At 57.6% G+C, this 25041-nt stretch carries 22 protein-coding genes and 1 pseudogene; 7 read left to right on the top strand and 16 right to left on the bottom strand.

Annotated elements, in window-relative coordinates:
* Window positions 1-88: 88 nt before the first annotated feature.
* Window positions 89-1765 carry a YbaL family putative K(+) efflux transporter gene (gene ybaL / locus IMQ56_RS02040; protein ID WP_017383218.1) on the bottom strand — a complete coding sequence of 559 codons (1677 nt, stop codon included), beginning with the start codon at window positions 1763-1765 and terminating at the stop codon, window positions 89-91.
* 232 nt (window positions 1766-1997) lie between these two features.
* Window positions 1998-3218 carry an MFS transporter gene (locus IMQ56_RS02045; protein ID WP_015571242.1) on the bottom strand — a complete coding sequence of 407 codons (1221 nt, stop codon included), beginning with the start codon at window positions 3216-3218 and terminating at the stop codon, window positions 1998-2000.
* Window positions 3219-3382: 164 nt separating this feature from the next.
* Here IMQ56_RS02045 and ushA point away from each other — a divergent pair, with 164 nt between their 5' ends.
* Window positions 3383-5035, top strand: coding sequence for a bifunctional UDP-sugar hydrolase/5'-nucleotidase UshA (gene ushA / locus IMQ56_RS02050; protein WP_196063760.1), 1653 nt, complete (start codon window positions 3383-3385; stop codon window positions 5033-5035).
* A gap of 89 nt (window positions 5036-5124) precedes the next feature.
* Here the strand turns inward: ushA and ybaK are convergent, their stop codons facing one another.
* From ybaK to copA, 3 genes are all read right to left on the bottom strand, one after another.
* Complete coding sequence (gene ybaK / locus IMQ56_RS02055) at window positions 5125-5604, bottom strand: Cys-tRNA(Pro)/Cys-tRNA(Cys) deacylase YbaK (RefSeq protein ID WP_021241623.1); 480 nt, start codon at window positions 5602-5604, stop codon at window positions 5125-5127.
* Window positions 5605-5802: 198 nt separating this feature from the next.
* Window positions 5803-6597 carry a TraB/GumN family protein gene (locus IMQ56_RS02060; RefSeq protein WP_023303208.1) on the bottom strand — a complete coding sequence of 265 codons (795 nt, stop codon included), beginning with the start codon at window positions 6595-6597 and terminating at the stop codon, window positions 5803-5805.
* 50 nt (window positions 6598-6647) lie between these two features.
* The gene (gene copA, locus IMQ56_RS02065; protein ID WP_017694389.1) at window positions 6648-9146 is read right to left on the bottom strand and encodes a copper-exporting P-type ATPase CopA; all 2499 of its coding nucleotides are present in this window, start codon (window positions 9144-9146) and stop codon (window positions 6648-6650) included.
* Window positions 9147-9254: 108 nt separating this feature from the next.
* Here copA and cueR point away from each other — a divergent pair, with 108 nt between their 5' ends.
* Entirely contained in the window at window positions 9255-9665 is a 411-nt protein-coding gene (gene cueR / locus IMQ56_RS02070) for a Cu(I)-responsive transcriptional regulator (RefSeq protein WP_017383222.1), read from the top strand.
* Here the strand turns inward: cueR and IMQ56_RS02075 are convergent.
* The 3 genes from IMQ56_RS02075 to IMQ56_RS02085 all read right to left on the bottom strand — a co-directional run bounded on the left by IMQ56_RS02075 (window position 9662) and on the right by IMQ56_RS02085 (window position 12034).
* Window positions 9662-10114: an NfeD family protein gene (locus IMQ56_RS02075; protein WP_196063759.1), complete on the bottom strand. Its 453-nt coding sequence runs from the start codon at window positions 10112-10114 to the stop codon at window positions 9662-9664. The two genes, cueR and IMQ56_RS02075, sit on opposite strands and share 4 nt — an antisense overlap.
* A complete protein-coding gene (locus tag IMQ56_RS02080; protein ID WP_003858941.1) occupies window positions 10111-11025 on the bottom strand; it encodes an SPFH domain-containing protein in 915 nt (304 codons plus the stop codon). Before IMQ56_RS02080 ends, IMQ56_RS02075 begins: the two co-directional genes overlap by 4 nt.
* A gap of 154 nt (window positions 11026-11179) precedes the next feature.
* Entirely contained in the window at window positions 11180-12034 is an 855-nt protein-coding gene (locus IMQ56_RS02085) for a hypothetical protein (protein WP_015571236.1), read from the bottom strand.
* Window positions 12035-12176: 142 nt separating this feature from the next.
* Here IMQ56_RS02085 and fetA point away from each other — a divergent pair, with 142 nt between their 5' ends.
* Window positions 12177-12848, top strand: a complete 672-nt coding sequence (fetA, locus tag IMQ56_RS02090; protein WP_196063758.1) for an iron ABC transporter ATP-binding protein FetA — start codon at window positions 12177-12179, stop codon at window positions 12846-12848.
* A complete protein-coding gene (gene fetB / locus IMQ56_RS02095; protein ID WP_017383223.1) occupies window positions 12841-13623 on the top strand; it encodes an iron export ABC transporter permease subunit FetB in 783 nt (260 codons plus the stop codon). The genes fetA and fetB overlap by 8 nt, the downstream gene beginning before the upstream one ends.
* A gap of 51 nt (window positions 13624-13674) precedes the next feature.
* Here fetB and IMQ56_RS02100 read toward each other — a convergent pair whose 3' ends face one another.
* From IMQ56_RS02100 to tesA, 3 genes are read right to left on the bottom strand one after another with little or no spacing between them, the layout of a single operon-like run.
* Window positions 13675-14529, bottom strand: a complete 855-nt coding sequence (locus IMQ56_RS02100) for a co-chaperone YbbN (protein WP_003858935.1) — start codon at window positions 14527-14529, stop codon at window positions 13675-13677.
* 58 nt (window positions 14530-14587) lie between these two features.
* A complete protein-coding gene (locus tag IMQ56_RS02105; protein ID WP_006809829.1) occupies window positions 14588-15397 on the bottom strand; it encodes an SDR family oxidoreductase in 810 nt (269 codons plus the stop codon).
* The gene (tesA, locus tag IMQ56_RS02110) at window positions 15378-16010 is read right to left on the bottom strand and encodes a multifunctional acyl-CoA thioesterase I/protease I/lysophospholipase L1 (protein WP_003858933.1); all 633 of its coding nucleotides are present in this window, start codon (window positions 16008-16010) and stop codon (window positions 15378-15380) included. Before tesA ends, IMQ56_RS02105 begins: the two co-directional genes overlap by 20 nt.
* Between tesA and ybbA the strand changes: the two genes are divergently transcribed.
* From ybbA to IMQ56_RS02125, 3 genes and pseudogenes are all read left to right on the top strand, one after another.
* Window positions 15981-16667 (top strand): putative ABC transporter ATP-binding protein YbbA, encoded by a 687-nt coding sequence (ybbA, locus tag IMQ56_RS02115; RefSeq protein WP_017383226.1) that lies wholly within the window; start codon window positions 15981-15983, stop codon window positions 16665-16667. The genes tesA and ybbA overlap by 30 nt on opposite strands.
* Entirely contained in the window at window positions 16664-19078 is a 2415-nt protein-coding gene (gene ybbP / locus IMQ56_RS02120) for a putative ABC transporter permease subunit YbbP (RefSeq protein ID WP_196063757.1), read from the top strand. The genes ybbA and ybbP overlap by 4 nt, the downstream gene beginning before the upstream one ends.
* Before the next feature lie 182 nt (window positions 19079-19260).
* Window positions 19261-20369 (top strand): annotated as a pseudogene (locus tag IMQ56_RS02125) (porin).
* A gap of 477 nt (window positions 20370-20846) precedes the next feature.
* On the opposite strand, the gene mnmH reads toward IMQ56_RS02125, so the two are convergent.
* The 5 genes from mnmH to ppiB all read right to left on the bottom strand — a co-directional run bounded on the left by mnmH (window position 20847) and on the right by ppiB (window position 24915).
* Window positions 20847-21917 carry a tRNA 2-selenouridine(34) synthase MnmH gene (gene mnmH / locus IMQ56_RS02130; RefSeq protein WP_015571228.1) on the bottom strand — a complete coding sequence of 357 codons (1071 nt, stop codon included), beginning with the start codon at window positions 21915-21917 and terminating at the stop codon, window positions 20847-20849.
* Window positions 21918-22001: 84 nt separating this feature from the next.
* Entirely contained in the window at window positions 22002-23069 is a 1068-nt protein-coding gene (purK, locus tag IMQ56_RS02135) for a 5-(carboxyamino)imidazole ribonucleotide synthase (protein WP_023303212.1), read from the bottom strand.
* Window positions 23066-23575 (bottom strand): 5-(carboxyamino)imidazole ribonucleotide mutase, encoded by a 510-nt coding sequence (gene purE / locus IMQ56_RS02140; RefSeq protein ID WP_006809824.1) that lies wholly within the window; start codon window positions 23573-23575, stop codon window positions 23066-23068. The genes purK and purE overlap by 4 nt, the downstream gene beginning before the upstream one ends.
* Before the next feature lie 119 nt (window positions 23576-23694).
* The gene (gene lpxH / locus IMQ56_RS02145) at window positions 23695-24417 is read right to left on the bottom strand and encodes a UDP-2,3-diacylglucosamine diphosphatase (RefSeq protein ID WP_047738014.1); all 723 of its coding nucleotides are present in this window, start codon (window positions 24415-24417) and stop codon (window positions 23695-23697) included.
* A gap of 3 nt (window positions 24418-24420) precedes the next feature.
* A complete protein-coding gene (gene ppiB / locus IMQ56_RS02150) occupies window positions 24421-24915 on the bottom strand; it encodes a peptidylprolyl isomerase B (protein WP_000256009.1) in 495 nt (164 codons plus the stop codon).
* Window positions 24916-25041: the final 126 nt, after the last annotated feature.

Genomic DNA, 25041 nt, shown 5'->3' on the forward strand with positions numbered 1-25041 from the left:
AAACGGCAACCTGTGGTTGCCGTTTTTAGTTTTTGTTCCCTCTCCCTGTGGGAGAGGGCCAGGGTGAGGGCATCAGGCCGCACAAAACTTACCCCGTCACCGCCTCTTCAACCGGCGGTTTCGTCAGCATTGTCAGCATCGTATTCGCAATCTCACGCTCACCCATCACCACCTGATTCGCGCCGCGCTCGGTGATGTACTCCACTTCGTCATCATAATGGGCGCGGGCAATGATTTCGATATGTGGGCATTTTTCACGGGCTGTGGCGACAATCTCGCCAGCCTCGTAACCGTTCGGGATAGTGAGCAGCAGCCAGCGAGCGCAGTCCAGATGCGCCAGATTCATAATCTCTTCGTTAGCCGCGTTGCCCAGCACCGCGCGGATGCCGCGCTCGCGAAGCTCGTCGACGCGAGTGCGGGAGGTTTCAATCACTACCAGGGGGATCCCCTGGGCCATCAGCTTCTCACCGAGCAGGCTGCCGACGCGGCCAAAACCGACCAGCAGCGCGTGGTTGCAGATATCTACGGGGATCTGTTTCTCCTCCTCAATCGCTTCTTCCAGGGTTTGCTCTTCGAGGGTTTCGGTCTTCTCGAGATATTTCTCCAGCAGGGCAAACAATACCGGGTTTAGCATGATGGAGAGGATCGCCCCCGCCAGCACCAGATTTTGCCCCGCCTGTGGCAGCAGGTTCAGGGCCATCCCCAGACCAGCAAGAATAAAGGCGAACTCGCCAATCTGCGCCAGGCTGGCGGCGATGGTCAGCGCCGTGCGCGGCGAGTGACCGAACATCCGTACCAGGAAGAAGGCGGCAACGGACTTACCAAAGATGATGATTGCCAGCGTACCCAGCACGGCCAGCGGCTGCTGAATGAGGATCAGCGGGTCGAACAGCATCCCGACGGAGACAAAGAACAGCACCGCGAATGCATCACGTAGCGGCAGGGTATCGTGCGCGGCACGGTGGCTCAGCTCGGACTCGTTCAGCACCATCCCGGCGAAGAACGCGCCCAGCGCAAAGGAGACGTCAAACAGCTCGACGGCGCCAAAGGCAATGCCCAGCGCCAGCGCAAGGACCGAAAGCGTGAACAGTTCACGCGAGCCCGTGGCGGCGCTGCGGGACATGATCCACGGCACCAGACGGCGGCCCACCAGCATCATGATGGCGATAAACGCCACGACTTTACCGATGGTAATGCTCATATCCAGCGCCAGCGAGGCGAAGCCGATATTCTCTTTTTCCATCATCCCGGCAACGGCAGGCAGCAGAACCAGCGTCAACACCATTACCAGATCTTCAACAATCAGCCAGCCTATCGCGATTTGTCCGCGCTGGCTGTCTATCAGCTGTCTCTCTTCAAGCGCGCGCAGCAGCACCACGGTACTGGCGGTTGAAAGACACAGCCCAAATACGATACCGGTCATGATTGACCAGCCCAGCACCGCCGAAAGCGCCATGCCCAGCAGCGTCGCCACCCCTATCTGGGCGATCGCTCCCGGTATGGCGATCGACTTTACCGCCATCAGATCCTTCAGGGAAAAATGCAGTCCGACGCCAAACATCAGCAGGATCACGCCCAATTCCGCCAGCTCAGGCGCCAGTTTGGTATCTGCGACAAAACCCGGCGTAAAGGGCCCTGCCAGCACGCCCGCCAGCAAATAGCCTACAAGGGGCGAAATACGCAGTTTATTGGCAATCATGCCGAGAATAAAAGCGAGCACAAGTCCACCAACAATGGTGGTGATAAGCGGTGTGGCGTGGTGCATTCCGTCTCCTTTCGCGATGGGTGATCCATTTTTGGTGCAAATACCAAAAAGCCGATTAATAGTTTATGACAATTTTTACGCTTATGTTTATGAATAATTGTTGAAATCACAATAAAAAGGCAATAAGCATGAAAAAAGGCAGATTTTGATAAATTTGCTGAGGGGAGGGAGAGGAAAGCCTTATGGCATCAGGTTATCCGGCTGCCAAAGTTTAACTTTGGCAGCCGTGAAGTCACGCTTTATGACGATTGTCAGGCAGGAATATGGTCAACATCCCCAGAAGTGGCAGGAAAGCGCAGATTTTATAGACCAGGAAGATGCTGGTGTGGTCTGCAACCATCCCCAACACGGCTGCGCCAAGGCCGCCCATGCCAAAGGCAAAACCGAAAAAGAGGCCGGAAACCATACCGATACGTCCCGGCAGCAGCTCCTGCGCGTAGACCAGGATGGCTGAAAATGCCGATGCGAGAATAAAACCAATAATCACCGTCAATATTCCGGTCCATTCCAGCGTTGCGTACGGTAAAACAAGCGTAAACGGCGCGACGCCGAGGATAGAGCCCCAAATCACATATTTACGTCCAATTTTATCCCCTACAGGGCCGCCTATCACCGTGCCTGCCGCCACCGCAAACAGGAAGGCAAAGAGGTGGAACTGGGCGTTTTGTACTGATAATCCGAATTTTTGCATCAGATAGAAGGTGTAATAGCTGCTGATGCTCGCCATATAGAAATATTTCGAGAAAATCAGCACCAGCAGCACGCTGACGGCAAGGATCACCTTATTGCGCGGAAGGGGATTGGTTATCTTCGCGGCAGGTTTTCCCTTATTTACGCGATGCTGCGCGGCATACCAGCGGCTGATTTGCGCCAGGACGACAATCGCCAGCAGCGCGGCCAGCACAAACCACGCCACGTTGCCTTTGCCGTAAGGCGCGATAATTACCGCCGCCAGCAGAGGACCGAGGGAGCTACCAAAGTTACCCCCCACCTGGAACAGAGACTGCGCCAGCCCGTGACGTCCGCCGGAGGCCATACGTGCCACGCGGGACGATTCCGGATGGAACACCGATGAACCGGTTCCCACCAGCGCCGCGGCAACCAGTACCGCCTCAAAGCTGCCCGCCATGGCCAGCAGCACCAGCCCGCTCAGGGTAAAGCACATCCCAATGGGCAGCGACCATGGCATCGGGTATTTGTCCGTCCAGTAGCCCACCACCGGCTGTAGCAGCGAAGAGGCCAGCTGGAAGGTCAGGGTGATCATCCCGATCTGCACGAAGGTTAATGAGAACTCAGATTGCAACAGCGGGTAGATCGCCAGAATCAGCGACTGGATCATGTCGTTGAGCAGATGAGAGAGACTGATTGCGCCTAATACTTTAAAGGAAGTGCGCGATTTCGGCGGCGACGCCGGAGCGCCCTGGACGGGCTGGGTTGATTCACTGATTGCCATAAATACCACGTCGATTTGTTATTAGAGATGCAGGGAGTAATTATTATCCGACTAACATACCCGTCCGTGACATTTGAAGAAAGTCGCAATTCTGAAAACTTATTTGTCTATTCTTGTGAGTCACTGTAATTTTTGCGTTTGTCTATGGGTCAGGGAGAGAGAAGATGAAGTTAATGAAGCGTGGCGTCGCGCTGGCGCTCATCGCCGCATGGGGGCTGACAAGCCTGCCCGCGCAGGCGTATGAAAAAGATAAAACCTATAAAATTACCATTCTGCATACTAACGATCATCACGGCCATTTCTGGCGCAGCGAATACGGTGAATATGGCCTGGCGGCGCAAAAAACGCTGGTGGACGGCATTCGTAAAGAGGTCGCGGCCCAGGGCGGCGGCGTCCTGCTGCTGTCGGGCGGGGATATTAATACCGGGGTGCCGGAATCTGATTTACAGGATGCCGAGCCTGATTTCCGCGGCATGAATTTAATTGGTTACGACGCGATGGCGGTCGGAAACCACGAGTTTGATAATCCGCTGAGCGTGTTGCGCCAGCAAGAGAAGTGGTCCAAATTCCCGTTCCTTTCCGCCAATATTTATCAGAAAAGCACCGGCGAGCGTCTGTTTAAACCGTGGGCGCTGTTTAAGCGTCAGGATCTGAAGATCGCGGTCATCGGCTTAACCACCGATGATACGGCCAAAATTGGCAACCCTGAATTTTTCACCGACATCGAATTCCGTAAACCGGCGGACGAAGCGAAGCTGGTGATCCAGGAGTTGCAGCAGAATGAAAAACCGGATGTGATTATCGCGACCACCCACATGGGGCATTACGATAACGGTCAGCACGGCTCTAACGCGCCGGGCGACGTGGAGATGGCGCGCAGCCTTCCAGCGGGCTCGCTGGCGATGATTGTGGGCGGTCACTCACAGGATCCGGTCTGCATGGCTTCTGAGAATAAAAAGCAGGCAGATTATGTGCCCGGCACGCCGTGTGCGCCGGATCGTCAGAACGGGATCTGGATTGTACAGGCCCACGAGTGGGGTAAATACGTTGGCCGCGCGGATTTCGAATTCCGTAACGGCGAGATGAAGCTGGTGCACTATCAGCTCATCCCGGTCAACCTGAAGAAGAAAGTGACCTACCCGGACGGCAAAAGCGAGCGGGTACTCTACACGCCAGAGATCGCTGAAAACCAGCAGATGCTCTCGCTGCTGACGCCGTTCCAGAGCAAAGGGAAAGCGCAGCTGGACGTGAAGATTGGCACGCTTAACGGACGACTGGAAGGGGACCGCAGCAAAGTCCGCTTTGTACAGACCAACATGGGGCGTCTGGTGCTGGCCGCGCAGATGGCGCGCACGAATGCGGATTTCGGCGTGATGAGCGGCGGCGGTATTCGTGATTCCATTGAAGGCGGAGACATCACCTATAAAGACGTGCTCAAAGTGCAGCCGTTTGGCAACGTGGTGGTCTATGCGGACATGAGCGGGAAGGAGGTGATTGACTACCTGACCGCCGTGGCGCAGATGAAGCCGGATTCCGGGGCGTATCCGCAGTTTGCTAACGTCAGCTTCGTCGCGAAGGACGGCAAGCTTAACGATCTCAAAATCAAAGGCGAACCGGTTGATCCGGCGAAAACCTACCGCCTGGCAACGTTAAGCTTTAACGCCACCGGCGGCGACGGCTATCCGCATATCGATAACAAACCGGGCTATGTAAATACCGGGTTTATTGATGCGGAAGTGTTGAAGCAGTTTATCCAGCAAAATTCACCGATTGACGTGAACATGTATGAGCCGAAAGGCGAGGTGAGCTGGCAGTAGTGCGTTTTTTTGCCGGGTGGCGGCTTCGCCTTACCCGGCCTACATTTGAATCGTAGGCCCGGTAAGCGCAGCGCCACCGGGCAATTTTCTCAATCCCGGCGCGCAATATCCGCAAATTTAGCGTCCAGCATTTTCGCCAGATCGCCTGCGGCCAGTTCGATATCCAGCCCGCGTTTGCCGCCAGAAATATAGATCGTCTCAAATTCCTGCGAAGGCGCATCGATCAGCGTCGGCAGACGCTTTTTCTGGCCGAGCGGGCTGATCCCGCCGACCAGATAACCCGTTGTGCGTTGCGCAACCATCGGGTCAGCCATATCGACCTTTTTCGCTCCCAGCGCTTTGGCCACTTTCTTCAGATCAAGCTGTCCGGCGACGGGCGTCACTGCCACGGCGAGGTGCTTCATATCGCCGTTCACCGCGACCAGCAGCGTTTTGTAGACCTGGTCCGCGTTCAGCCCCAGCTTGCGCACCACTTCATCACCAAAGTTGGTTTCGTTCGGATCGTGATCGTATGTGTGGATCCGGAAAGAAATGTTGTTTTTTTCGAGTAATTTAACGGCGGGAGTCATGGCTATCCTTCTTACGACAGACGATTCATACCAGCAGCATACGCCTGACGTTTGTCTAAAAAATAGCACCATCTTGCGCAATAGTATTGGCAGTGATGGTTACTTTGAGCGACAATCGGCGTAGCCGAAGGTCACTTCGGTATAATAAAAACGATGAAATTCCTCTTTGACGGGCCAATAGAGATATTGGCCATTTTTTTATTTCAGCAGCGACGGCAAATTCCCTTCTCCGTACAAATGCAACGCGCCAACCGCGACAACATAACGACCGGCAGGCAGGGCATATAGTATCTCCCGCCACGCCTGGTTGCGCGCGTTCATCAGCACATCATACAACGATTCACTGAACGTCGACGGTAACGCCAGCTTACCGTCTGCGGGCGGCGCATCCAGCCACCAGCCAATCATCGTTTGCAGCAGACGCGCGTTGGTGTGCCAGTGGGTCAGGGTATCATCCAGCAGCATCAGGCCGTCATCGGGAAGCTGGCGAAGAAGCGCAATCTGGCTGTCCGTGCCTTCCAGTTCAATGACGGACAGGTTGCGCGCCCTTGCCGCATTCAGCAGTTGATAATCGATACCGTAATCGCCGCGCAGCCCCAGGCGCTGCGCCTGGGTGGCCTGTAACACCATGGCAATTTGCCACAGGGGCAGAGTGTCGAGCATTGAGAGCGAGACGCCGGTCTCATCCGCAAGACGGGTAAGCTCAGCCAGCTGCGTCCCGTTAAGACGTTCCGCCAGGGGGCGATCGCTTTCCAGCCCGGCAAACGGCGATTCATGGCCGGAGATGTCGGCTTCGACGATCAGCGCGTCGGCGCGCTTCAGCAGTTTAATCAGGCCGGAGGGCAGGGGGGACATGTCCTGCGTGCCCATATGAATGCTTCCCACCAGGTGCAGATGCTGCCCGCCCGGAAGCGAAATATCCATACCGGGCCAGGCATAACGGCGGGGAAAAAGGGCGCGAAACGATGTTTTTAGACGATTAAACAGACCCATACGCGCTCCATGATCGGAAAGGTTCATGCTAGCGCGTAAGGGTACAAGGTTCAATCCTTCGGTTTAAACCGCAGCAGACGGTTAGCGTTGCTCACCACGGTAATTGACGAGAGCGCCATCGCCGCACCCGCAACAACCGGGTTCAGCAGGGTACCGGTCAGCGGCCACAAAATCCCGGCGGCAATCGGAATGCCGAGCGAGTTATAGACGAAGGCCCCCAGCAGGTTCTGCTTCATGTTGCGCAACGTGGCTTTCGAAATCGCCAGCGCATCCGCCACCCCCATCAGGCTGTGGCGCATCAGGGTGATCGCCGCGGTTTCAATGGCGACATCGCTCCCGCCGCCCATCGCAATGCCTACGTCAGCCTGCGCCAGCGCCGGGGCGTCGTTGATGCCGTCGCCCACCATCGCCACCTGGCGACCCTGACTTTGCAGGTTCTTGATGGCGTCCGCTTTGCCGTCCGGCAGCACGCCCGCGATCACCTCATCAATACCGGCTTCTTTCGCAATGGCGTTGGCGGTGGTCGGGTTGTCCCCGGTCAGCATCACCAGACGATAGCCCGCGCGGTGCAGGCGCTGTAAGGCATCTACGCTGTCCTGGCGTAACGGATCGCGCACGGCCAGCAGCGCCGCCACCTGACCATCCCTCGCCAGCAGAACCGGCGTCGCGCCCTGAGAGGCCTGCGCGTTTAGCTCTGCGTCCAGCGCGGACGTATCAACGCCGTGTTCAGTCAGCAGTGCCTGGTTGCCCAGCAGCAGCGTATGGCCTTCGGCTTCACCGCTGACCCCTAAACCGCGCAGGGTGCGGAAGTTGCTGACCTGCGGCAGACGGCCATCACCGGCTTTCTCCAGGATGGCGCGCGCCAGCGGGTGGCTGGAACCTTGTTCCAGCGCGGCGGCCAGGCGCAAGGCGTCCGTCTCCGTACAGCCAACGGTACTGACGGCCACCACCTGCGGTTTGCCCTCGGTGAGCGTGCCGGTTTTATCAAAGACAAGGGTGTCCAGCGTGCTTGCCCGTTGCAGGGCGTCAGCATCACGGACCAGTACGCCAAATTCGGCGGCGCGTCCGACGCCAGAGATAATCGACATCGGCGTGGCCAGGCCAAGGGCACAAGGGCAGGCGATGATCAGCACCGTGGTGGCGATCACCAGGGTGTAGACAATCTGCGGCGCCGGGCCGAAGAAATACCAGATCGCCGCGCTCAGCAGGGCAATACCGACGACCACCGGCACAAAAATGGCGGAGATTTTATCGGCAAGCTGACCAATCTCCGGCTTACTGCTCTGCGCCTGGCGGACCATGCGAATGATGCGTGACAGCGTGGTATGGCTCCCGACCGCGCTGGCGCGGAACAGTACGCTGCCGTCCTGTACCACCGTACCCGCATGCACCGCATCGCCCTGAGATTTCTGCTGGGGTATCGGCTCGCCGGTCAGCATCGCTTCATCCAGCCAGGCATCGCCCTGGGTTATTTCACCGTCGACGGGCACGCGGTCGCCGGTGGTCAGGCGCAGCGTCATTCCCGGCTGTACCTCTGAGAGCGGAACGCTTTTTTCCCCGTCGTCCGTGACCACGCGGGCCGTCGGCGGGGTTAAATCGAGTAATCTTTCCAGCGCTTTCGACGAGCGCTGACGCGCGCGGGCTTCGAGCATATGGCCTAAGTTAATCAGACCGATAATCATCGCACTCGCTTCATAATAGAGATGGCGCGCCTCCATCGGGAACCACTGCGGCCAGACGTTCACGCTCATCGAATACAGCCACGCCGCGCCGGTACCGAGCGCGACCAGCGTGTCCATCGTCGCGGTGCGGTTTTTCAGGCTCTTCCAGGCGCTGGTATAGAAATGTCCGCCAGCAAACACCATCACCGCAAGGGTAATCAGACCAATCACCAGCCACAGGGTGCGGTTGTCAGCGGTGACCATCATGTTGTCACCCATCATGCCCCACACCATCACCGGAATACCGACCAGCAGGGCGACAATCGCCTGCCAGCGGAAACGCTTCATAGTGGCGACAGCCGTTTCCTGCTGGCGCTCGCGGCGCTCGGCATCATCTTCGATGGCCTCCGCCCCGTAGCCCGCTTTCTCCACGGCCTGCACTAACTCTGCGGCGGAGGCGCTGCCCATCACCAGCGCAGTACGCTCCGCCAGGTTTACCCGTGCCTGTGCGACGCCCGGTACCGCCTGTAAGGCGTTTTGTACCCGGGAGACGCAGCTGGCGCAGCTCATGCCGTTGATCAGCAGCTGTTGGCTGTCATCAATATCATCAGCTACCGGAAGCTCAGGAGTGGCCGCTGTCAGTGCTTCCGACGGGGATGATGACTCTGCCAGCGGTTTAGCCTTTGGGTGGCTTAACTCCGCCCCGTAACCGGCCTGTTTAATGGTATCAATCAGCGCGTCGGCGCTGGCGCTGCCGGTCACGGCGGCATGATCGATACTCACCTCAGCGCTTTCCACGTCAGGACGCTGCTCCAGGCTTTCTTTAACGCGTTTGACACAGTGGCCGCAGGAGAGGCCGTCCAGTGTCAGGTCAATAGTGTGAGACATAACAAAACTCCCGTATAATGTTCTGGTCAATTGTTGACCTTCACTCTGCTTTTCGCTAACTGTTATGAAGGTTAAACCTTCCATCAAGGGGAAGGTCAAGGGGGAAATGTGAATATCAGCGATGTTGCGAAAAAAACCGGCTTAACCAGCAAAGCGATTCGCTTTTATGAGGAAAAAGGGCTGGTGACGCCACCGTTGCGCAGTGAGAACGGCTACCGCAGCTATACGCAGCTGCATCTTGATGAACTGACGTTACTGCGTCAGGCAAGACAGGTAGGATTTAACCTTGAAGAGTGCGGCGAGCTGGTTAACCTGTTTAACGATCCGAAACGCCACAGTGCCGACGTGAAAAAACGTACGCTGGAAAAAGTGGCGGAGATCGAACGCCATATCATCGAATTACAGGCGATGCGTGAGCAACTGTTACAGCTGGCAGAATCCTGCCCGGGAGATGACAGCGCCGAGTGCCCGATTATCGACAATCTTTCCGGCTGCTGCCACCGTAAAACCCACGCCTAACGGGCTTTAACCCGCAGGGTAATGCCTTCCACCGCAATGACCTCAACCCGTGTGCCGGCGCTGAGGTCATCGTCGGCCACTACCGGCCACGAACTGTCCCCCACGCGCATATGACCGCGTCCGTTGATCAGCGCGTTATCAAGCGTAAAGCGTCTACCCACGATCTGCTGCCCACGCTGGTTGAGGTGCGCGTCGACCGGCTTCTGCGCCTTCACCCGTTTGTTCAGCCAGCGCCACCACAGCCAGGCGGCCAGCAGCGTCAGCACGGCAAACAGCGCGCCCTGCCACTCCCAGCCGACAGGCAGCAGCCAGACGACCAGCCCGGTAATCACCGCGGCAACCCCGCTCCACAGCAGATAACCGTTGCCGCCAAGCATCTCGGCGGCCAGCAGTAAACCGCCAAGGCTTAGCCAGAACGCATGAGGATGTGCAACGATGAGCTCAATCATTTTTTACGCTCGTTTCCGCCGTCTTTGATCAACTCGGCAATTCCGGCGATAGATCCCATCAGACTGCTGGCATCCAGCGGCATCATCACCACCTTGCTGTTGTTCGCGGAGCCGATCTCCTTTAGCGCATCGGTATATTTTTGCGCGACGAAGTAGTTCACGGCCTGGATATCCCCGGCGGCAATCGCCTCGGAGACCATTTGCGTCGCACGGGCTTCTGCTTCTGCCGAACGTTCACGCGCTTCCGCCTGGAGGAAGGCAGACTGACGGTCGCCCTCGGCTTTCAGGATCTGCGACTGTTTTTCCCCTTCCGCTTTCAGGATTTCAGCCTGACGCACCCCTTCGGCTTCAAGAATATAGGCACGCTTGGTACGCTCGGCCTTCATCTGCGCGTTCATGGAAGCAATCAGCTCTGCCGGTGGGCGCACGTCGCGGATCTCAATGCGGGTCACTTTGATCCCCCACGGATTGGTGGCTTCATCCACAATGTGCAGCAGGCGGGTATTTATGCTGTCGCGCTGGGAGAGCATTTCGTCCAGCTCCATTGAGCCAAGCACGGTACGGATGTTGGTCATGGTCAGGTTGACGATCGCCAGCTCCAGGTTGCTCACCTCATAGGCCGCTTTCGGCGCATCAATCACCTGAATAAAGCACACCGCATCGATGGTGACGTTGGCGTTATCCTTGGAGATGACTTCCTGGGAAGGGATATCCAGCACCTGCTCCATCATATTGATCTTACGCCCAATTCTGTCCATGAACGGGACGATCAGGCTTAAACCCGGCTGAAGAGTATTGGTGTAGCGACCGAAGCGTTCGACGGTCCACTGGTAACCCTGCGGGACAATTTTGACGCCTGCGCCCACGATAACCAGCGCAACGAATATAAGGACAGGAACAACGATGAGCATAAAAACCTCCTGTTTTGCATGCCGTAACGAGAAAAACTGCGTATTTGTTGAACGTAAGTATATCGGCTAACGAACAGGATTTCGCCCCTGTAAAGAGGTGGGAACCGGACTGGCAGAAATAAAACGCCCCGTTCGGGATGCGGGGCGCAAAGCGTTACTTTTCAGACCAGGTATAGCTGAAGTCAGTGATAAACCCATCCCCGGCGTCAGCGATAGCTTTTGATAAGCCCTGATAGTATTTTTCCAGGCCGATGGCCTCTATCTGCTGGATCTGCTCGCGAACGGGAGCGCAGAACAATACCGCATTGCCCGCCCCGACACGTTTGTTGTTCGGCGGCAGATCGCCGGTAATCGCTTTAAACCAGGTTCTGATCCCTTGCTTTAAGCTGTGCGGCGCTTTTGTAAGATCCTCCTGGCCGGTCAGCACCTGTAGGGTAGGGAATTCATTAGCATTGACGGCGGTTTTCATACGCGCAAAGAACGCGGTAAAAAGCTCAAAAGAGCCGAGATCCGTGACGCGAGGCTTGGTGGTTTTTCCGTTTTTATTGCCCATTTTTCCGGCAGGGGCTGTAGGCGCCGGAACCACATTGACCTTATGCAGATCCAGACCAAACAGCAGATTGCAGTGCGCCCGGCGCTCTTTAAGCGGGTAGGACATCAGCACGTCAATAAACGCCGTCGCCTTCACATCGGCCAGATCATGGTTAATCAGCCATTGCGAGCGGGCAAATTCCGCGGGGGAAACGAACCAGTCCGGCACCTCAGTAAAGCGTCTGGATTTACCCTTGCCGTCAAACTCGAGAAAGTAAGCTCCATCATCGAAAGCAAAATAGCAGTTTTTAAAGCTACCGATTGTGGTATTAACGATGAGCGCCTTCTTAACAAAATCGACCACCTCTGCACCCATGACAAAACGCGTGAGTTCAGAAGAATTGATGACTTCCATTAATGTTTCCACATCAGGAACACCAGGCTTCAGGGAAGAGAACTCATAAAAGATATGTGTCATGTTGCTGACTTCCTGTAGTTATAGAGGTGACAATTAGCGAGCAAAAAGTTTAACACTTGCTATAGGTTAAGGCTATTCGCGCTGCGTAGCGGAAAGGATTATGCTAAAGGCTGTTCTTATTACAGCGGTTAACGGAATCGGAATGAATAATAAAAAAAATCTTCTGGATATCAGGGATGTTGGCTTTCGTGTGGGTGATAACACCATCCTTCAGCACGTCGATTTTTGTCTCTCTCCGGGCGAATTTAAACTGATAACTGGCCCCTCCGGCTGCGGCAAAAGCACCCTCCTGAAAATCGTGGCTTCGCTACTGAGCCCAACGGAGGGAACCATCCTGTTTGCAGGAAACGATATCGCCACGCTTTCACCGGAAAGCTATCGCCAGCAGGTGTCATACTGCGTGCAAACGCCGTCCCTGTTTGGCGACACGGTGTACGACAATCTGGTTTTCCCCTGGCACATCCGCAACCAAACGCCTGATCCGAAAAAGTTTACCGACGATCTGACCCGGTTCGGGCTTTCGCCGGAGACGCTGACCAAATCGATCGCCGAACTGTCGGGAGGGGAAAAGCAGCGCGTCTCGCTGATCCGTAACCTGCAATTCTTGCCGAAGGCGCTGTTGCTGGACGAAATCACCAGCGCGCTGGATGACGCTAACAAGCGCAACGTCAATGACATTATCCATCGCTACGCCCGGGAGCAGAATATTGCCGTGCTGTGGGTGACGCATGATTCAAATGAAATTACCCATGCGGATGATGTCATCACGCTCAGGCCGCAGGGCGGGAAAATGGAGGAGGCTCACCGTGGGTGAACATAACATAACCAACGAATCGCTGGCGCTGTCGATGGTCCTGGTGCTGGTGGCGATTGTGGTCAGCTACCGGGAAAAGCTGGGGCTGGAAAAAGATATTCTTTGGAGTATCGCCCGCGCGGTCATTCAGCTCATCATCGTCGGCTATGTGCTGAAATACATCTTCAACGTCAATCATGCCGTGCTGACCCTGTTGATGGTGCTGTTTATCTGCTTTAACGCGGCATGGAACGCGCAGAAACGCAGTAAATACATCGATAAAGCGTTCATTTCGTCGTTGATCGCCATCACTACCGGGACCGCGTTAACGCTGGCGGTACTGGTACTCTCCGGCTCGATAGAATTTACGCCGATGCAGGTGATCCCCATTTCCGGGATGATTGCGGGCAATGCGATGGTGGCGGTCGGGTTGTGCTACAACAATCTGGGGCAACGGTTCAGCAGTGAACAGCAGCAGCTTCAGGAGAAGCTAAGCCTGGGCGCGACGCCGAAGGTGGCCTCGGCGCGGTTGATCCGCGACAGCATTCGCTCTTCGCTGATCCCAACGGTGGACTCCGCCAAAACGGTGGGTCTGGTGAGCCTGCCGGGCATGATGTCGGGGCTGATTTTTGCCGGTATCGATCCGGTAAAAGCGATTAAGTACCAGATTATGGTGACGTTTATGCTGCTCTCTACGGCGAGCCTGTCCACCATCATTGCCTGCTACCTGACCTATCGGAAGTTTTACAACGCGCGCCACCAGCTGGTGGTGACGCAGTTGAAAAAGACGGGGTAATATCGGCTTTTGTAGGCCCGGTAAGCGTTAGCGCCACCGGGCATTTTTTTGCTAGTAGAGCAACGCGTACAGCTGACGACGATATTTCGACGCCAGCGCGTCACCGGTACCCAGCGCGGCCAGGATCTCCTGGAACATCTTCCGCGCCTGTCCGTCTGCGGCGCCCAGGTCCTTCTGAAGATGGCTAAACAGCAGCTCCAGCGCCTCTTCGTTACGCCCCACCTGATGAAGCTGAAGCGCCAGCTGGCTTGCCAGCGCGGCATCCTGCGGGTTGTCCGCAACCTGCTGCTGAAGCTGTTGAATTTCAGGGGTATCGGCCGCCTGTTTCAGCAGGTCAATCTGCGCCACCAGACCCTGATAACGGGTATCCTGATCCTGCATCGGCACCGTTTTCAGCACGGCTTCCGCGTCTTCAGGGCGGTGCAGCGCAATCTGGGTCTCTGCCAGCAGCAGACCAATCTGGCTGTTCTGGTTCGACAGCTGCCACGCGTCTTTTAACAGCGGCAGCGCCTCGTCGTACTTGCCTTCCTGCATCAGCGCCATGGCTTCCTGCGCTTTCAGCTCTTCTTCGCGCGGCAGAACTTTATCCAGCAGGGCGCGGATCGCCTCTTCCGGCTGCGGCCCCTGGAAGCCATCCACCGGCTGACCGTTCTGGAACAGGTAGACGGTTGGGATCGCGCGCAGGCCAAACTGGGAAGCCACCATTGGTTCGGCGTCACAATCCAGCTTCGCCAGAATGAACTGACCGTTGTACTGCGCGGCAAGGCTTTCCAGGACCGGCGTCAGTTGCAGGCAGTGTTGGCTGCGTTCAGACCAGAAGTAGAACAGCACCGGTTTAGTCATTGACTGTTCGAGCGTCTGTTGCAGGTTAGCTTCAGTTATGTTGACGATATTCTGTACGGACATGCGGCATTCTCTTTTATCGGTTTACTCTTTACATGGGGGTAAGCGTCGTCGCTTCAACTCAACCCTGCAAAATTTTGTCCATCATCCGCCCCGGCAGCAGGCGTTTCAACCAGCCGACGGCATGGGTTACCAGCGTGACCGGATAGCGCATTTTAGGGGTATCGCTCTCAAACGCGTGGCGCACTTTGGCAACGACGGCTTCTGGCCCAAGCGTAAAACGCGCCGCGATGCCGGGGTTTTCGACCGGTTTGTCCGCCTGCGTCTGGTTAACGTTTTCCGTAAAGCGGGTGCGGATCGGGCCCGGTTCAATCAGGCTGACCTTAATACCGCTGTGGCGCAGCTCCATGCGCAACGCATCGGACCAGGCTTCAAGCGCATATTTACTGGCGGCGTAAGCCCCGCGGCCCGGCGTGGAGATCAGGCCCATGACCGAGGAGGTCATCACGATGCGCCCTTCGCCGTGCGGCAGCATGGCGGGGAGAAGGCGCATGGTAAGCTGATGCGCCCCGAAAAAGTTTGCGGAGAACTGCTGCTCCAGCTGTTCCCGTGAGAGAGTCTGTAGCGGGCCGTACACGCCGTAGCCCGCATTGTTGAACAGACCGTAAAGACGGTTGTTGGTCAGGGCGATAACCTCATCGGCGGCCTGCTCTACGCTCTCTGGCGAATCGAGATCCAGCAGAATGCCGGTAAATCCCAGCCCTCGCATGCGTTCGACATCCTCGGGTTTACGGCAGGCTGCCAGTACCCAAAACCCCTGGCGTTTCAGTTCAAGGGCGCTTTCAAGGCCAATTCCGCTGGAACATCCTGTTATTAAGACCGATTTTTGCATAACTTTACCTGTCAGGTTCTCAGCTGTTTGACGAGTCATGTTTTACTAAAGGAGCCAGCCGGGTTGCCATCCAGTCGGCAATGAACGGCTGGGCATCGCGATTGGGGTGAATGCCATCATCCTGCATCCACTGGGGTTTCAGATAGACCTCTTCCATGAAAAATGGCAGCAGCGGAATATCAAACTCTTTGGCAAGCTTAGGATAGATCGCGCTAAACGCCTCATTATACCGACGGCCGTAGTTGGCGGGCAGGCGAATTTGCATCAGCAGCGGCTGGGCGTTGGCGGCCTTAATGGTCTGCAAAATGGTCCGCAGCGTTTGCTCCGTTTGCTGAGGCTGGAAGCCGCGCAAACCATCATTACCGCCCAGTTCAACCAGCACCCAACGCGGTTGATGCTGCTTAAGCAGGGCAGGCAGGCGCGATAAGCCTTGCTGCGACGTATCGCCGCTGATGCTGCCGTTCACGACAGACGCCCGGGACTGCCATTTATCATTGAGCAGGGCGGGCCAGGCCGCACTGGCGGCCATACGATAGCCCGCGCTCAGGCTGTCGCCCAGAATCAATAACGTGTCCGCAGCCGCCGCGCGGAAGGTCATCAGCATCAAAAACAGGAAGGGCAAATGCCAGCGGAAAACATTGTTGAAGTTCATCGTCTTAAGAAGTCCGTCGGTCAGGGAGAACACGAGCTTTCCATCCTCACCGGAGTTGAACTCGTTGTCAAACGTGCCGAAACCATCGCCCTGATTGGTGAATCCGGTTCCGGTAAGTCCACGCTGCTGGCCATTCTCGCCGGTCTGGACGATGGCAGCAGTGGGGAAGTGAACCTGGTCGGCCAGCCCCTCCACGCGCTTGATGAAGAGGCCCGCGCCGCGCTGCGTGCCCGGCATATCGGGTTTGTCTTTCAGTCATTCATGCTGATCCCGACGCTGAACGCGCTGGAAAACGTTGAGCTGCCCGGCCTGCTGCGCGGTGACAATACTCGTGAAAGCCGCGATCACGCGAAGGCGTTGCTGGAACAGCTGGGGCTGGGCAAACGTCTCGACCACCTTCCGGCACAGCTTTCCGGCGGTGAGCAGCAGCGCGTGGCGCTGGCCCGGGCGTTTAACGGCCGCCCGGAAGTGCTGTTTGCCGATGAGCCAACGGGCAATCTCGACCGTAAAACCGGGGACAAAATTGCCGATCTGCTGTTTTCCCTCAACCGCGAGCACGGCACCACGCTGATTCTGGTTACCCACGATCCGCAGCTGGCCGCCCGCTGCGACCGCCGCCTGCGGCTGGTGAACGGTATTCTTCAGGAGGAAGCATGATTGCCCGCTGGTTCTGGCGCGAGTGGCGCTCGCCCTCGCTGCTGATTGTCTGGCTGGCGTTGAGCCTGGCGGTGGCCTGCGTGCTGGCGCTCGGTAGCGTCAGCGATCGTATGGAGAAAGGGCTTAGCCAGCAGAGTCGGGAATTTATGGCCGGGGACCGGGCTCTGCAAAGTTCTCGCCCCGTGCCGCCGGGCTGGATTGAGGAAGCGCGCAAAGAGGGGCTGAAGGTAGGGGAGCAGATCACCTTTCAGACTATGACCTTTGCGGGCGACACGCCGCAGCTTGCCAGCGTAAAAGCCGTGGATGACATCTACCCGATGTATGGTGACTTACAAACCAGCCCGCCGGGGCTAAAACCGGCGGCCGGTACGGTCCTGCTGGCATCGCGACTGATGGCGCTGCTGAACCTGAAACCCGGCGACAGTATCGACGTCGGCGACGCGACACTCAAAATTGCCGGGGAAGTGGTGCAGGAGCCCGACTCTGGATTTAATCCGTTCCAGCTTGCGCCGCGCCTGCTGATGAACACCGCTGATGTGGCGAAAACCAACGCCGTCCAGCCGGGAAGCCGTGTCACCTGGCGGTATAAGTTTGGCGGGACGCCTGCTCAGCTGGAGGCGTACGAAAAATGGCTCCTGCCGCAGCTCAAGCCGGAACACCGCTGGTACGGGCTGGAGCAGGATGACGGGGCGCTCGGCAAATCCCTCGAACGTTCCCAGCAGTTCCTGCTGCTGTCGGCGCTGTTAACTCTGCTGCTTGCCATTGCGGCGGTTGCCGTGGCGATGGGGCACTACTGCCGCAGCCGTTACGATCTGGTGGCGATCCTCAAAACCCTCGGCGCGGGCCGCGCGCAGCTGCGCAAGCTGATTGTCGGCCAGTGGCTGATGGTGCTGGCGCTGTCGGCTCTGACCGGCGGGGCGATAGGGCTGCTGTTTGAAAAGCTGCTGATGGTGCTGCTCAAACCGGTATTGCCCGCCGCATTACCGCCTGCCAGCCTCTGGCCGTGGCTGTGGGCCATCGGCGCGATGACGACGATCTCCCTGCTGGTGGGGTTACGCCCGTACCGGCTGCTGCTCGCCACCCAGCCGCTGCGCGTGCTGCGCCGCGATGTGGTGGCCAGCGTCTGGCCTCTGAAGTTCTATCTGCCGGTGATTATTGCGGTGGCGGTCGGGCTGTTGGCCTGGCTGATGGGCGGCAGTACGCTGCTGTGGGCGGTGCTGGCGGGCGCGGTGGTGCTGGCGCTGCTGTGCGGCGTAGTGGGCTGGATACTGCTTAATGTCCTGAGAAAGCTGACAGTTAAATCACTCCCCATACGGTTAGCGGTTAACCGACTGCTGCACCAGCCGTGGTCTACCCTCAGCCAGCTCTCGGCATTTTCGCTGTCGTTTATGCTGCTGGCGCTTCTGCTGGTGCTGCGCGGGGATCTGCTGGATCGCTGGCAGCAACAGCTTCCGCCGGAAAGCCCGAACTATTTCCTGATCAACATTGCTCCCGAACAGGTGACGCCGCTGAAGGGTTTCCTGTCTGAGCATCACATTATTCCGGAATCGTTCTATCCGATCGTGCGCGCCCGCCTGACGCAGATCAACGGCCAGTCGACGGAGGGAAATAAGGATGAATCGCTCAATCGCGAACTCAACCTGACCTGGCAGGCGAAACGTCCGGACCATAACCCGATCGTTGCCGGCACCTGGCCGCCGAAAGCGGGGGAAGTGTCGATGGAAGAGGGGCTGGCGACACGCCTGAACGTGAAGCTCGGAGACAGCGTGACCTTCACCGGCGATACCCAGGATTTCACCGCCAAAGTCACCAGCCTGCGCAAAGTGGACTGGGAAAGCCTGCGACCAAACTTCTTCTTCATCTTCCCGCCGGGTGCGCTGGACGGACAGCCGCAGAGCTGGCTCACCAGCTTCCGCTGGGAAAACGGCAACGGCATGCTGACGCAGCTTAACCGGGAATTTCCGACGGTGAGCCTGCTGGATATCGGCGCGATCCTCAAACAGGTCGGGCAGGTGCTGGAGCAGGTGAGCCGCGCGCTGGAGGTGATGGTAGTGCTGGTGACCGTCTGCGGTGTGCTGTTGCTGCTGGCGCAGGTGCAGGTGGGCATGCGTCAGCGTCATCAGGAGCTGGTGGTCTACCGCACGCTGGGAGCCAGTAAACGGCTGCTGCGCGCCACGCTGTGGAGCGAATTTGCCCTGCTCGGTCTGGTGGCGGGCCTGGTGGCGGCCATCGGGGCGGAAACCGCGCTGGCGGTACTCCAGAGCAAAGTCTTCGACTTCCCGTGGGAGCCCGACTGGCGGCTGTGGCTCACGCTGCCCGTCTGCGGCGCCGTGCTGCTGTCCCTGTGCGGCGGCTGGCTCGGAACCCGGCTGTTGAAAGGTAAAGCGCTATTCCGCCAGTTTGTCAGCTAGTTTACTGACGTGATGATGACGCACCGGCATTTCTGCTGGTGCGTCATCGCTTAACGGCACAAATCGTTAATGCCCCTGCATTTAGTAGCACAAAACATTAAAAACCCGCCCACACAGCCCGAATTTTTCCGGTTAATATTCACCAGCTAAATATTTAGCAGCGTGTCTATCAAGGAAAAAGAATGACTATAAGAAAAACAGCGCTGGCGACAACGATCGGCGCAGCAGTGGCATTGGCTTCTTTCGCATCTCAGGCGGAAATCACCCTTCTGAAACAGGATCCGTTGGCGGCAGTATTCGTCCTCAGTTCCAGAATATGACCGGTGATGACGGCAAAAACAGCTACAAGCGCAACGGCTTTGACGGCGGCACCCGCTTCCGTTTCGCTGCGGATTACTACCTGTTCGATGACATCAGCTGGATCAGCTACTACGAGCTGGGTGTGAACATTCCGGCGCAGTTCAACTGGGATCATCACTACGCCGACGGCGCGCACGACACCTCTCGTCGTATGCTCTACACCGGTCTGAAGAGCGACACCTGGGGTACGCTGACCTTCGGCCAGCAGAACAGCGTGTACTATGACGTAGTGGGCGCAAAAACCGATATCTGGGACTACGACATGATTGGTCAGGCGCCAGGTAACGGGATCAACGGCGACTATGACGGCTCTTACCGTTCACGCCAGATGCTGAAGTACAAGAAAACCGTGGGCGATGCTGACATCTACGCCTCTTACCTGTTTGAAGACAGCGAATACCTGCCGGGCAACGGCCTGCGTTACAAACGTAAAGGCGGCGGTTCACTGGGTATCGATTATCACCTGACTACCGATCTGACCTGGGGCGCAGCGTGGAACTACACCCGCGCGGACATGCGTAACCCGGACAACGGCGACAGCAAATCCTACGACCAGAACATCCTTGGTACCGCCCTGAGCTGGACGCCGGATAACTGGACCTTCTCCGCAGGCGGCGGCTGGTATCAGAACTTCCTGACCACCAAAAAAGTGTCCGTTAACGACTACTTCGCCGGTGATGCATGGGGTATTGAATACTTTGCGGGTTACAAGTTCCCGGTTGGTCAGTATGCGGTGAAATCCATCCAGCCGTACTTCATGGGCGACCGTATTGAGTACGTGAATGGCCGTAACTACCAGCGCATCGACAACGGTGTGGGTATCAGCTTCCAGCTGGATTACGGTTTCCGCGTGGATTACGAACACGTGTTCACCTCCAGCACCGACAACCTGGGCGACATGAACCTGGTGCGTCTGCGTTACGACTTCTAAGTGGTTTGTTCCCCGGTGGCGCTGCGCTTACCGGGGCTACAAAAGCACGCGTAGGCCGGGTAAGGCGTAGCCGCCACCCGGTTTTTTTCAGCGTTCAAGCCATTCGGCAACGTCTTCGAACACGAACACGTGTTCACCTCCAGCACCGACAACCTGGGCGACATGAACCTGGTGCGTCTGCGTTACGACTTCTAAGTGGTTTGTTCCCCGGTGGCGCTGCGCTTACCGGGGCTACAAAAGCACGCGTAGGCCGGGTAAGGCGTAGCCGCCACCCGGTTTTTTTCAGCGATCGAGCCATTCGGCAACGTCTTCGAACACGAACACGTGTTCACCTCCAGCACCGACAACCTGGGCGATATGAACCTGGTGCGTCTGCGTTACGACTTCTAAGTGGTTTGTTCCCCGGTGGCGCTGCGCTTACCGGGGCTACAAAAGTACGCGTAGGCCGGGTAAGGCGTAGCCGCCACCCGGCTTTTTTCAGCGATCGAGCCACTCAGCAATTTCTTCGTACGTCCCGCGATACACAATCTTCTCCGCCTTTTTCTCCAGCTGATAGCCGTACATCGGGTCGTAATAGTCCTTCAGCAGCGGCACAAGCCAGCTGAAGTGCGCGTCAGTGCTGCCAGTACGCTGTTGCTCGACAAGCGCGGCATCCAGCAGGGCGGTAAATTCCGCAAAGCGTTGCAGCCCCAGACGGCGACGAATGGCGTACAGGCCGTGATGCAGATATTCGCTGTACGCTTTCCAGCCCGCCTCTTCACCGCAGGCGGCAGAAAAGTCGGCCCACATGTGGACGAAATACTCTTCGCGCAGGCGCTCAAGACGGATCTCAAACGGATCCTCGACCACTACGACAGGCGCTTCAGCCATGCGGTCGCGCAGGCACTCCGGCAGGTGGTTAGAGCCAATCATCCGGCCCTCGTCTTCAAGCACCCAGCGCGCGGCGTCTTTTTTCAATAGCTCAACCGCAAGGTGATTCTCGAAGCTCGCCTGAGAAAGCTGCGGGGTGAGCGTGCGGCCAAACGACGAGCCGCGATGGTGCGCCAGCCCTTCCAGATCGATGCCCTGCGCATGCTGCTTCACCAGCAGCGTTTTCCCGTTACCGGTGCAGCCGCCGATAAGCACCATCGGCTTTTGTGACTGCTCAATGGTCACCTGAATCGCCGTCTGACGCAGGGCCTTATAGCCGCCGCGGATCAGCGGGTAGTCGATTCCCGCCTCTTTCAGCCAGGCCTGGGAGATGTGTGAGCGCTGGCCACCGCGCGCGCAGCAAAGGTAGCCCTCAGGATGGGCAAGGCTGGCTTCCCGCCAGGCGCTGATGCGCGCCTCGCGCGTCTCGCCGTTGACCAGGCTATGACCGAGCGCCAGCGCGGCGTCCGGACCCTGGCGTTTATAGCAGGTGCCGACGGCGGCACGCTCGTCGTCGTTCATTAAGGGCAGGTTGAGTGCGGCGGGCATCGCACCCTGGGCAAATTCGATCGGCGCGCGAACGTCGATTAAAGGGGTATCGGACGCGAGGATCGCGCGATAGTCCGTTCCATCGTTCATGGTGGTTCCAGAAGAAAACTGAGCAGCAATGGGCGGGGATTGTACGCCGGGGAAGGGGAAGGTCAACTCCCCGGCGAGGGATACTTACTTCAGTTTTGACTGCGCCCAGACAATACCGCTCGCATATTCTGGCGGCAGCAGGGGAACAATCGCTTCCAGCGTGGCGCTCAGGCGGTCCGTGTCGGTATCGTTCAGGTTCAGATGGCCGACCTTACGCCCCGGACGCACCTCTTTGTCGTACCAGTGCAGGTGCACCAGCGGCAGCTTCAGCCAGTTGTAGTTCAGATCGGTACCGATCAGGTTGATCATCACCGACGGGCTGGTCACAACCGGCTGCGGCAGCGGCAGATCGGTGATGGCGCGCAGGTGCAGCTCGAACTGGCTGATGGAGGCGCCGTTTTGCGTCCAGTGGCCGCTGTTGTGCACGCGCGGCGCAAGTTCGTTGATCAGCAGACCCGACGGCGTGACGAAACACTCCATCGCCATCACGCCCACATAGCCCAGCTCATGCATAATGGCAGACAGCATCTCTTCCGCCTGCGTCTGCTGGTCAGCATTGGCGTGCGGGAAGGCGACGCTGGTGCGCAGAATGCCGTCCTGATGCAGGTTATGCGTTAGCGGGTAAAAAACGGTGTGCCCGTCATGCCCGCGCGCGCCAACCAGCGACACTTCACCGCTGAAGTTAATGCCCTGCTCAACAATGCACTCGCCGTAGCAGTCGTCCGGCAGCTCGGCGGTGTCGTTCGCGCGCAGGCGCCACTGCCCGCGGCCGTCGTAGCCGCCGACGCGACGCTTCACAATCGCCAGGTCTCCCAGCATCGCAAACACGTCATCCCACTCGCGCTTATCGGAAAGCAGCTGCCACGGCGCGGTCGCGAGGCCGAGCTTGTCGAAAAGCTGTTTTTGCGTGAGACGGTCGGCAATGATCGGGAAGACGTCGCGGTTCACAAAGGCGTTATGGCGCGCCAGCTCGCGGGTCAGGGCGGTTTCCGGCCAGCGTTCAATTTCGGCGGTGATCACGCTCTGATGGAACGGCACGGCTTCCGGCTCGGCATCCAGCCCGACGGGCCAGACGGCAATACCCAGCGGCTCACCGGCCTGACGTAGCATCCGGCCAAGCTGACCATTACCAAGAACGCAAACCTGCTTCATGCTGCACCCCGCGGATCCGGGTTATCCAGCACCTCATCGGTCTGGGCTTTACGCCACTCCGCCAGACGCTGGTGCAAATCTTTATCATGCGTCGCCAGGATCTGCGCGGCCAGCAGGGCGGCATTTGCCGCACCCGCTTTACCAATCGCCAGCGTACCGACTGGAATACCGCGCGGCATCTGGACGATAGAGTAAAGGCTATCCACCCCGCTTAACGCGGCGCTTTGCACGGGAACACCCAGTACCGGCACCAGCGTTTTGGCGGCAATCATGCCCGGCAGATGTGCTGCGCCGCCCGCACCGGCAATGATCACCTCGTAACCGTTCTCTTCGGCGCTTTCGGCGAAGCTGAACAGTTTATCCGGCGTACGGTGCGCGGAAACCACTTCGACGTGGTGCGGAACATTCAGGATTTCAAAGATTTCGGCGGCGAACTGCATGGTAGCCCAGTCGCTTTTGGACCCCATCACGATGGCGACACGCGCCGGATTATTGCGGGAAGACATGCGTCTTAAAACTCCTGTGGTGCGGAACACACTGCTTTCGAGGGCACAGAGAATAGCATGTAATACCGGCAAGGAAAACGGTTGCGTGGTCGGGAAATGAGCGAAAAGACGGGGAGGCGTTAAAACGGGAAGGCGATCAGTTCCACACCTTCCGGCGTGACTTTGACCATCGTTCCTTCGCTGTGCCAGGCGCCTAAAACCACGCGATGGGCGGGCTCGCCGTTGGCGATAAGGGAATGCACATCGGGACGATGGGTATGGCCGTGGATCAGCCACTGAACGCGATGCTTCTCCATCACCTTCACCACCGCCTGCGGATTGACGTCCATGATGGTCATCGATTTGCTGCTGTTGGCGGCCTTGCTGCCCGCGCGCATTCTGGCGGCGATGCGGTTGCGGATAAACAGCGGCAGGGCGAGGAACACTTTCTGGATCCACGGGGTGTGAACTTTGGCGCGAAACGCCAGGTAGCCGGTATCGTCAGTGCAGAGCGTGTCGCCGTGCATGATCAGAATATTGCGGCCATAGAGGTTTAGCACCTGCTCTTCCGGCAGCAGCGTCATACCGCTCTCGCGGGCGTAGCGCTGGCCGATCAGGAAATCACGGTTGCCGTGAATGAAATAGCAGGGGACGCCGGAATCCACCAGCACTTTAATGGCCGCAGCTATCTCACGGTGCAGCGGGTTCGGATCGTCGTCGCCAATCCAGGCCTCAAACAGGTCGCCCAGAATGTACAGCGCGTCGGCGCTTTTCGCTTCACCGCGTAAAAAACGCAGAAAACCGGCGGTTATCGCCGGTTCTTCTGTTTGCAGATGCAGATCCGCAATAAAGAGTGTCGCCACGAATTACTCGCTGACGGTCACGCTTGTGATCACAACGTCTTCTTTAGGAACGTCCTGGTGCATACCGCTGCGGCCAGTAGAAACGGCTTTGATCTTGTCGACCACGTCCATTCCTTCAACCACTTCTGCGAATACGCAGTAGCCCCAGCCTTGCAGACTTTCGCCAGAGAAGTTCAGGAAGTCGTTGTCCGCTACGTTGATGAAGAACTGTGCGGTCGCAGAGTGTGGCGCCTGAGTACGGGCCATTGCCAGCGTACCACGGGTGTTTTTCAGGCCGTTGTTCGCTTCGTTTTTGATCGCTTCTTTCGTCTCTTTCTGGCGCATGCCAGGCTCGAAACCGCCGCCCTGGATCATAAAGCCGTTGATCACACGGTGGAAAATAGTGTTGTTGTAGAAACCTTCGCGGCAGTAGTCCAGGAAGTTTTTAACTGTTTCAGGCGCTTTGTCATCAAAGGTTTTGATTACGATATCGCCATGATTAGTGTGGAAAGTAACCATTTTTGCATCCTGTTCCGTTATTGTGGTGCGTCGACCCGTGCTCGGGTCACATATAGGGGCTTGTTATAGCATAACCACAGGACACGATCACCTTGCATTGTGTGCTGACCGTACTCCGAATTATGG

It is taken from the genome of Enterobacter sp. Res13-Sevr-PEC09-46 (genome assembly GCF_015672585.1).
GTDB classification, from domain to species: Bacteria; Pseudomonadota; Gammaproteobacteria; order Enterobacterales; family Enterobacteriaceae; genus Enterobacter; species Enterobacter hormaechei_C.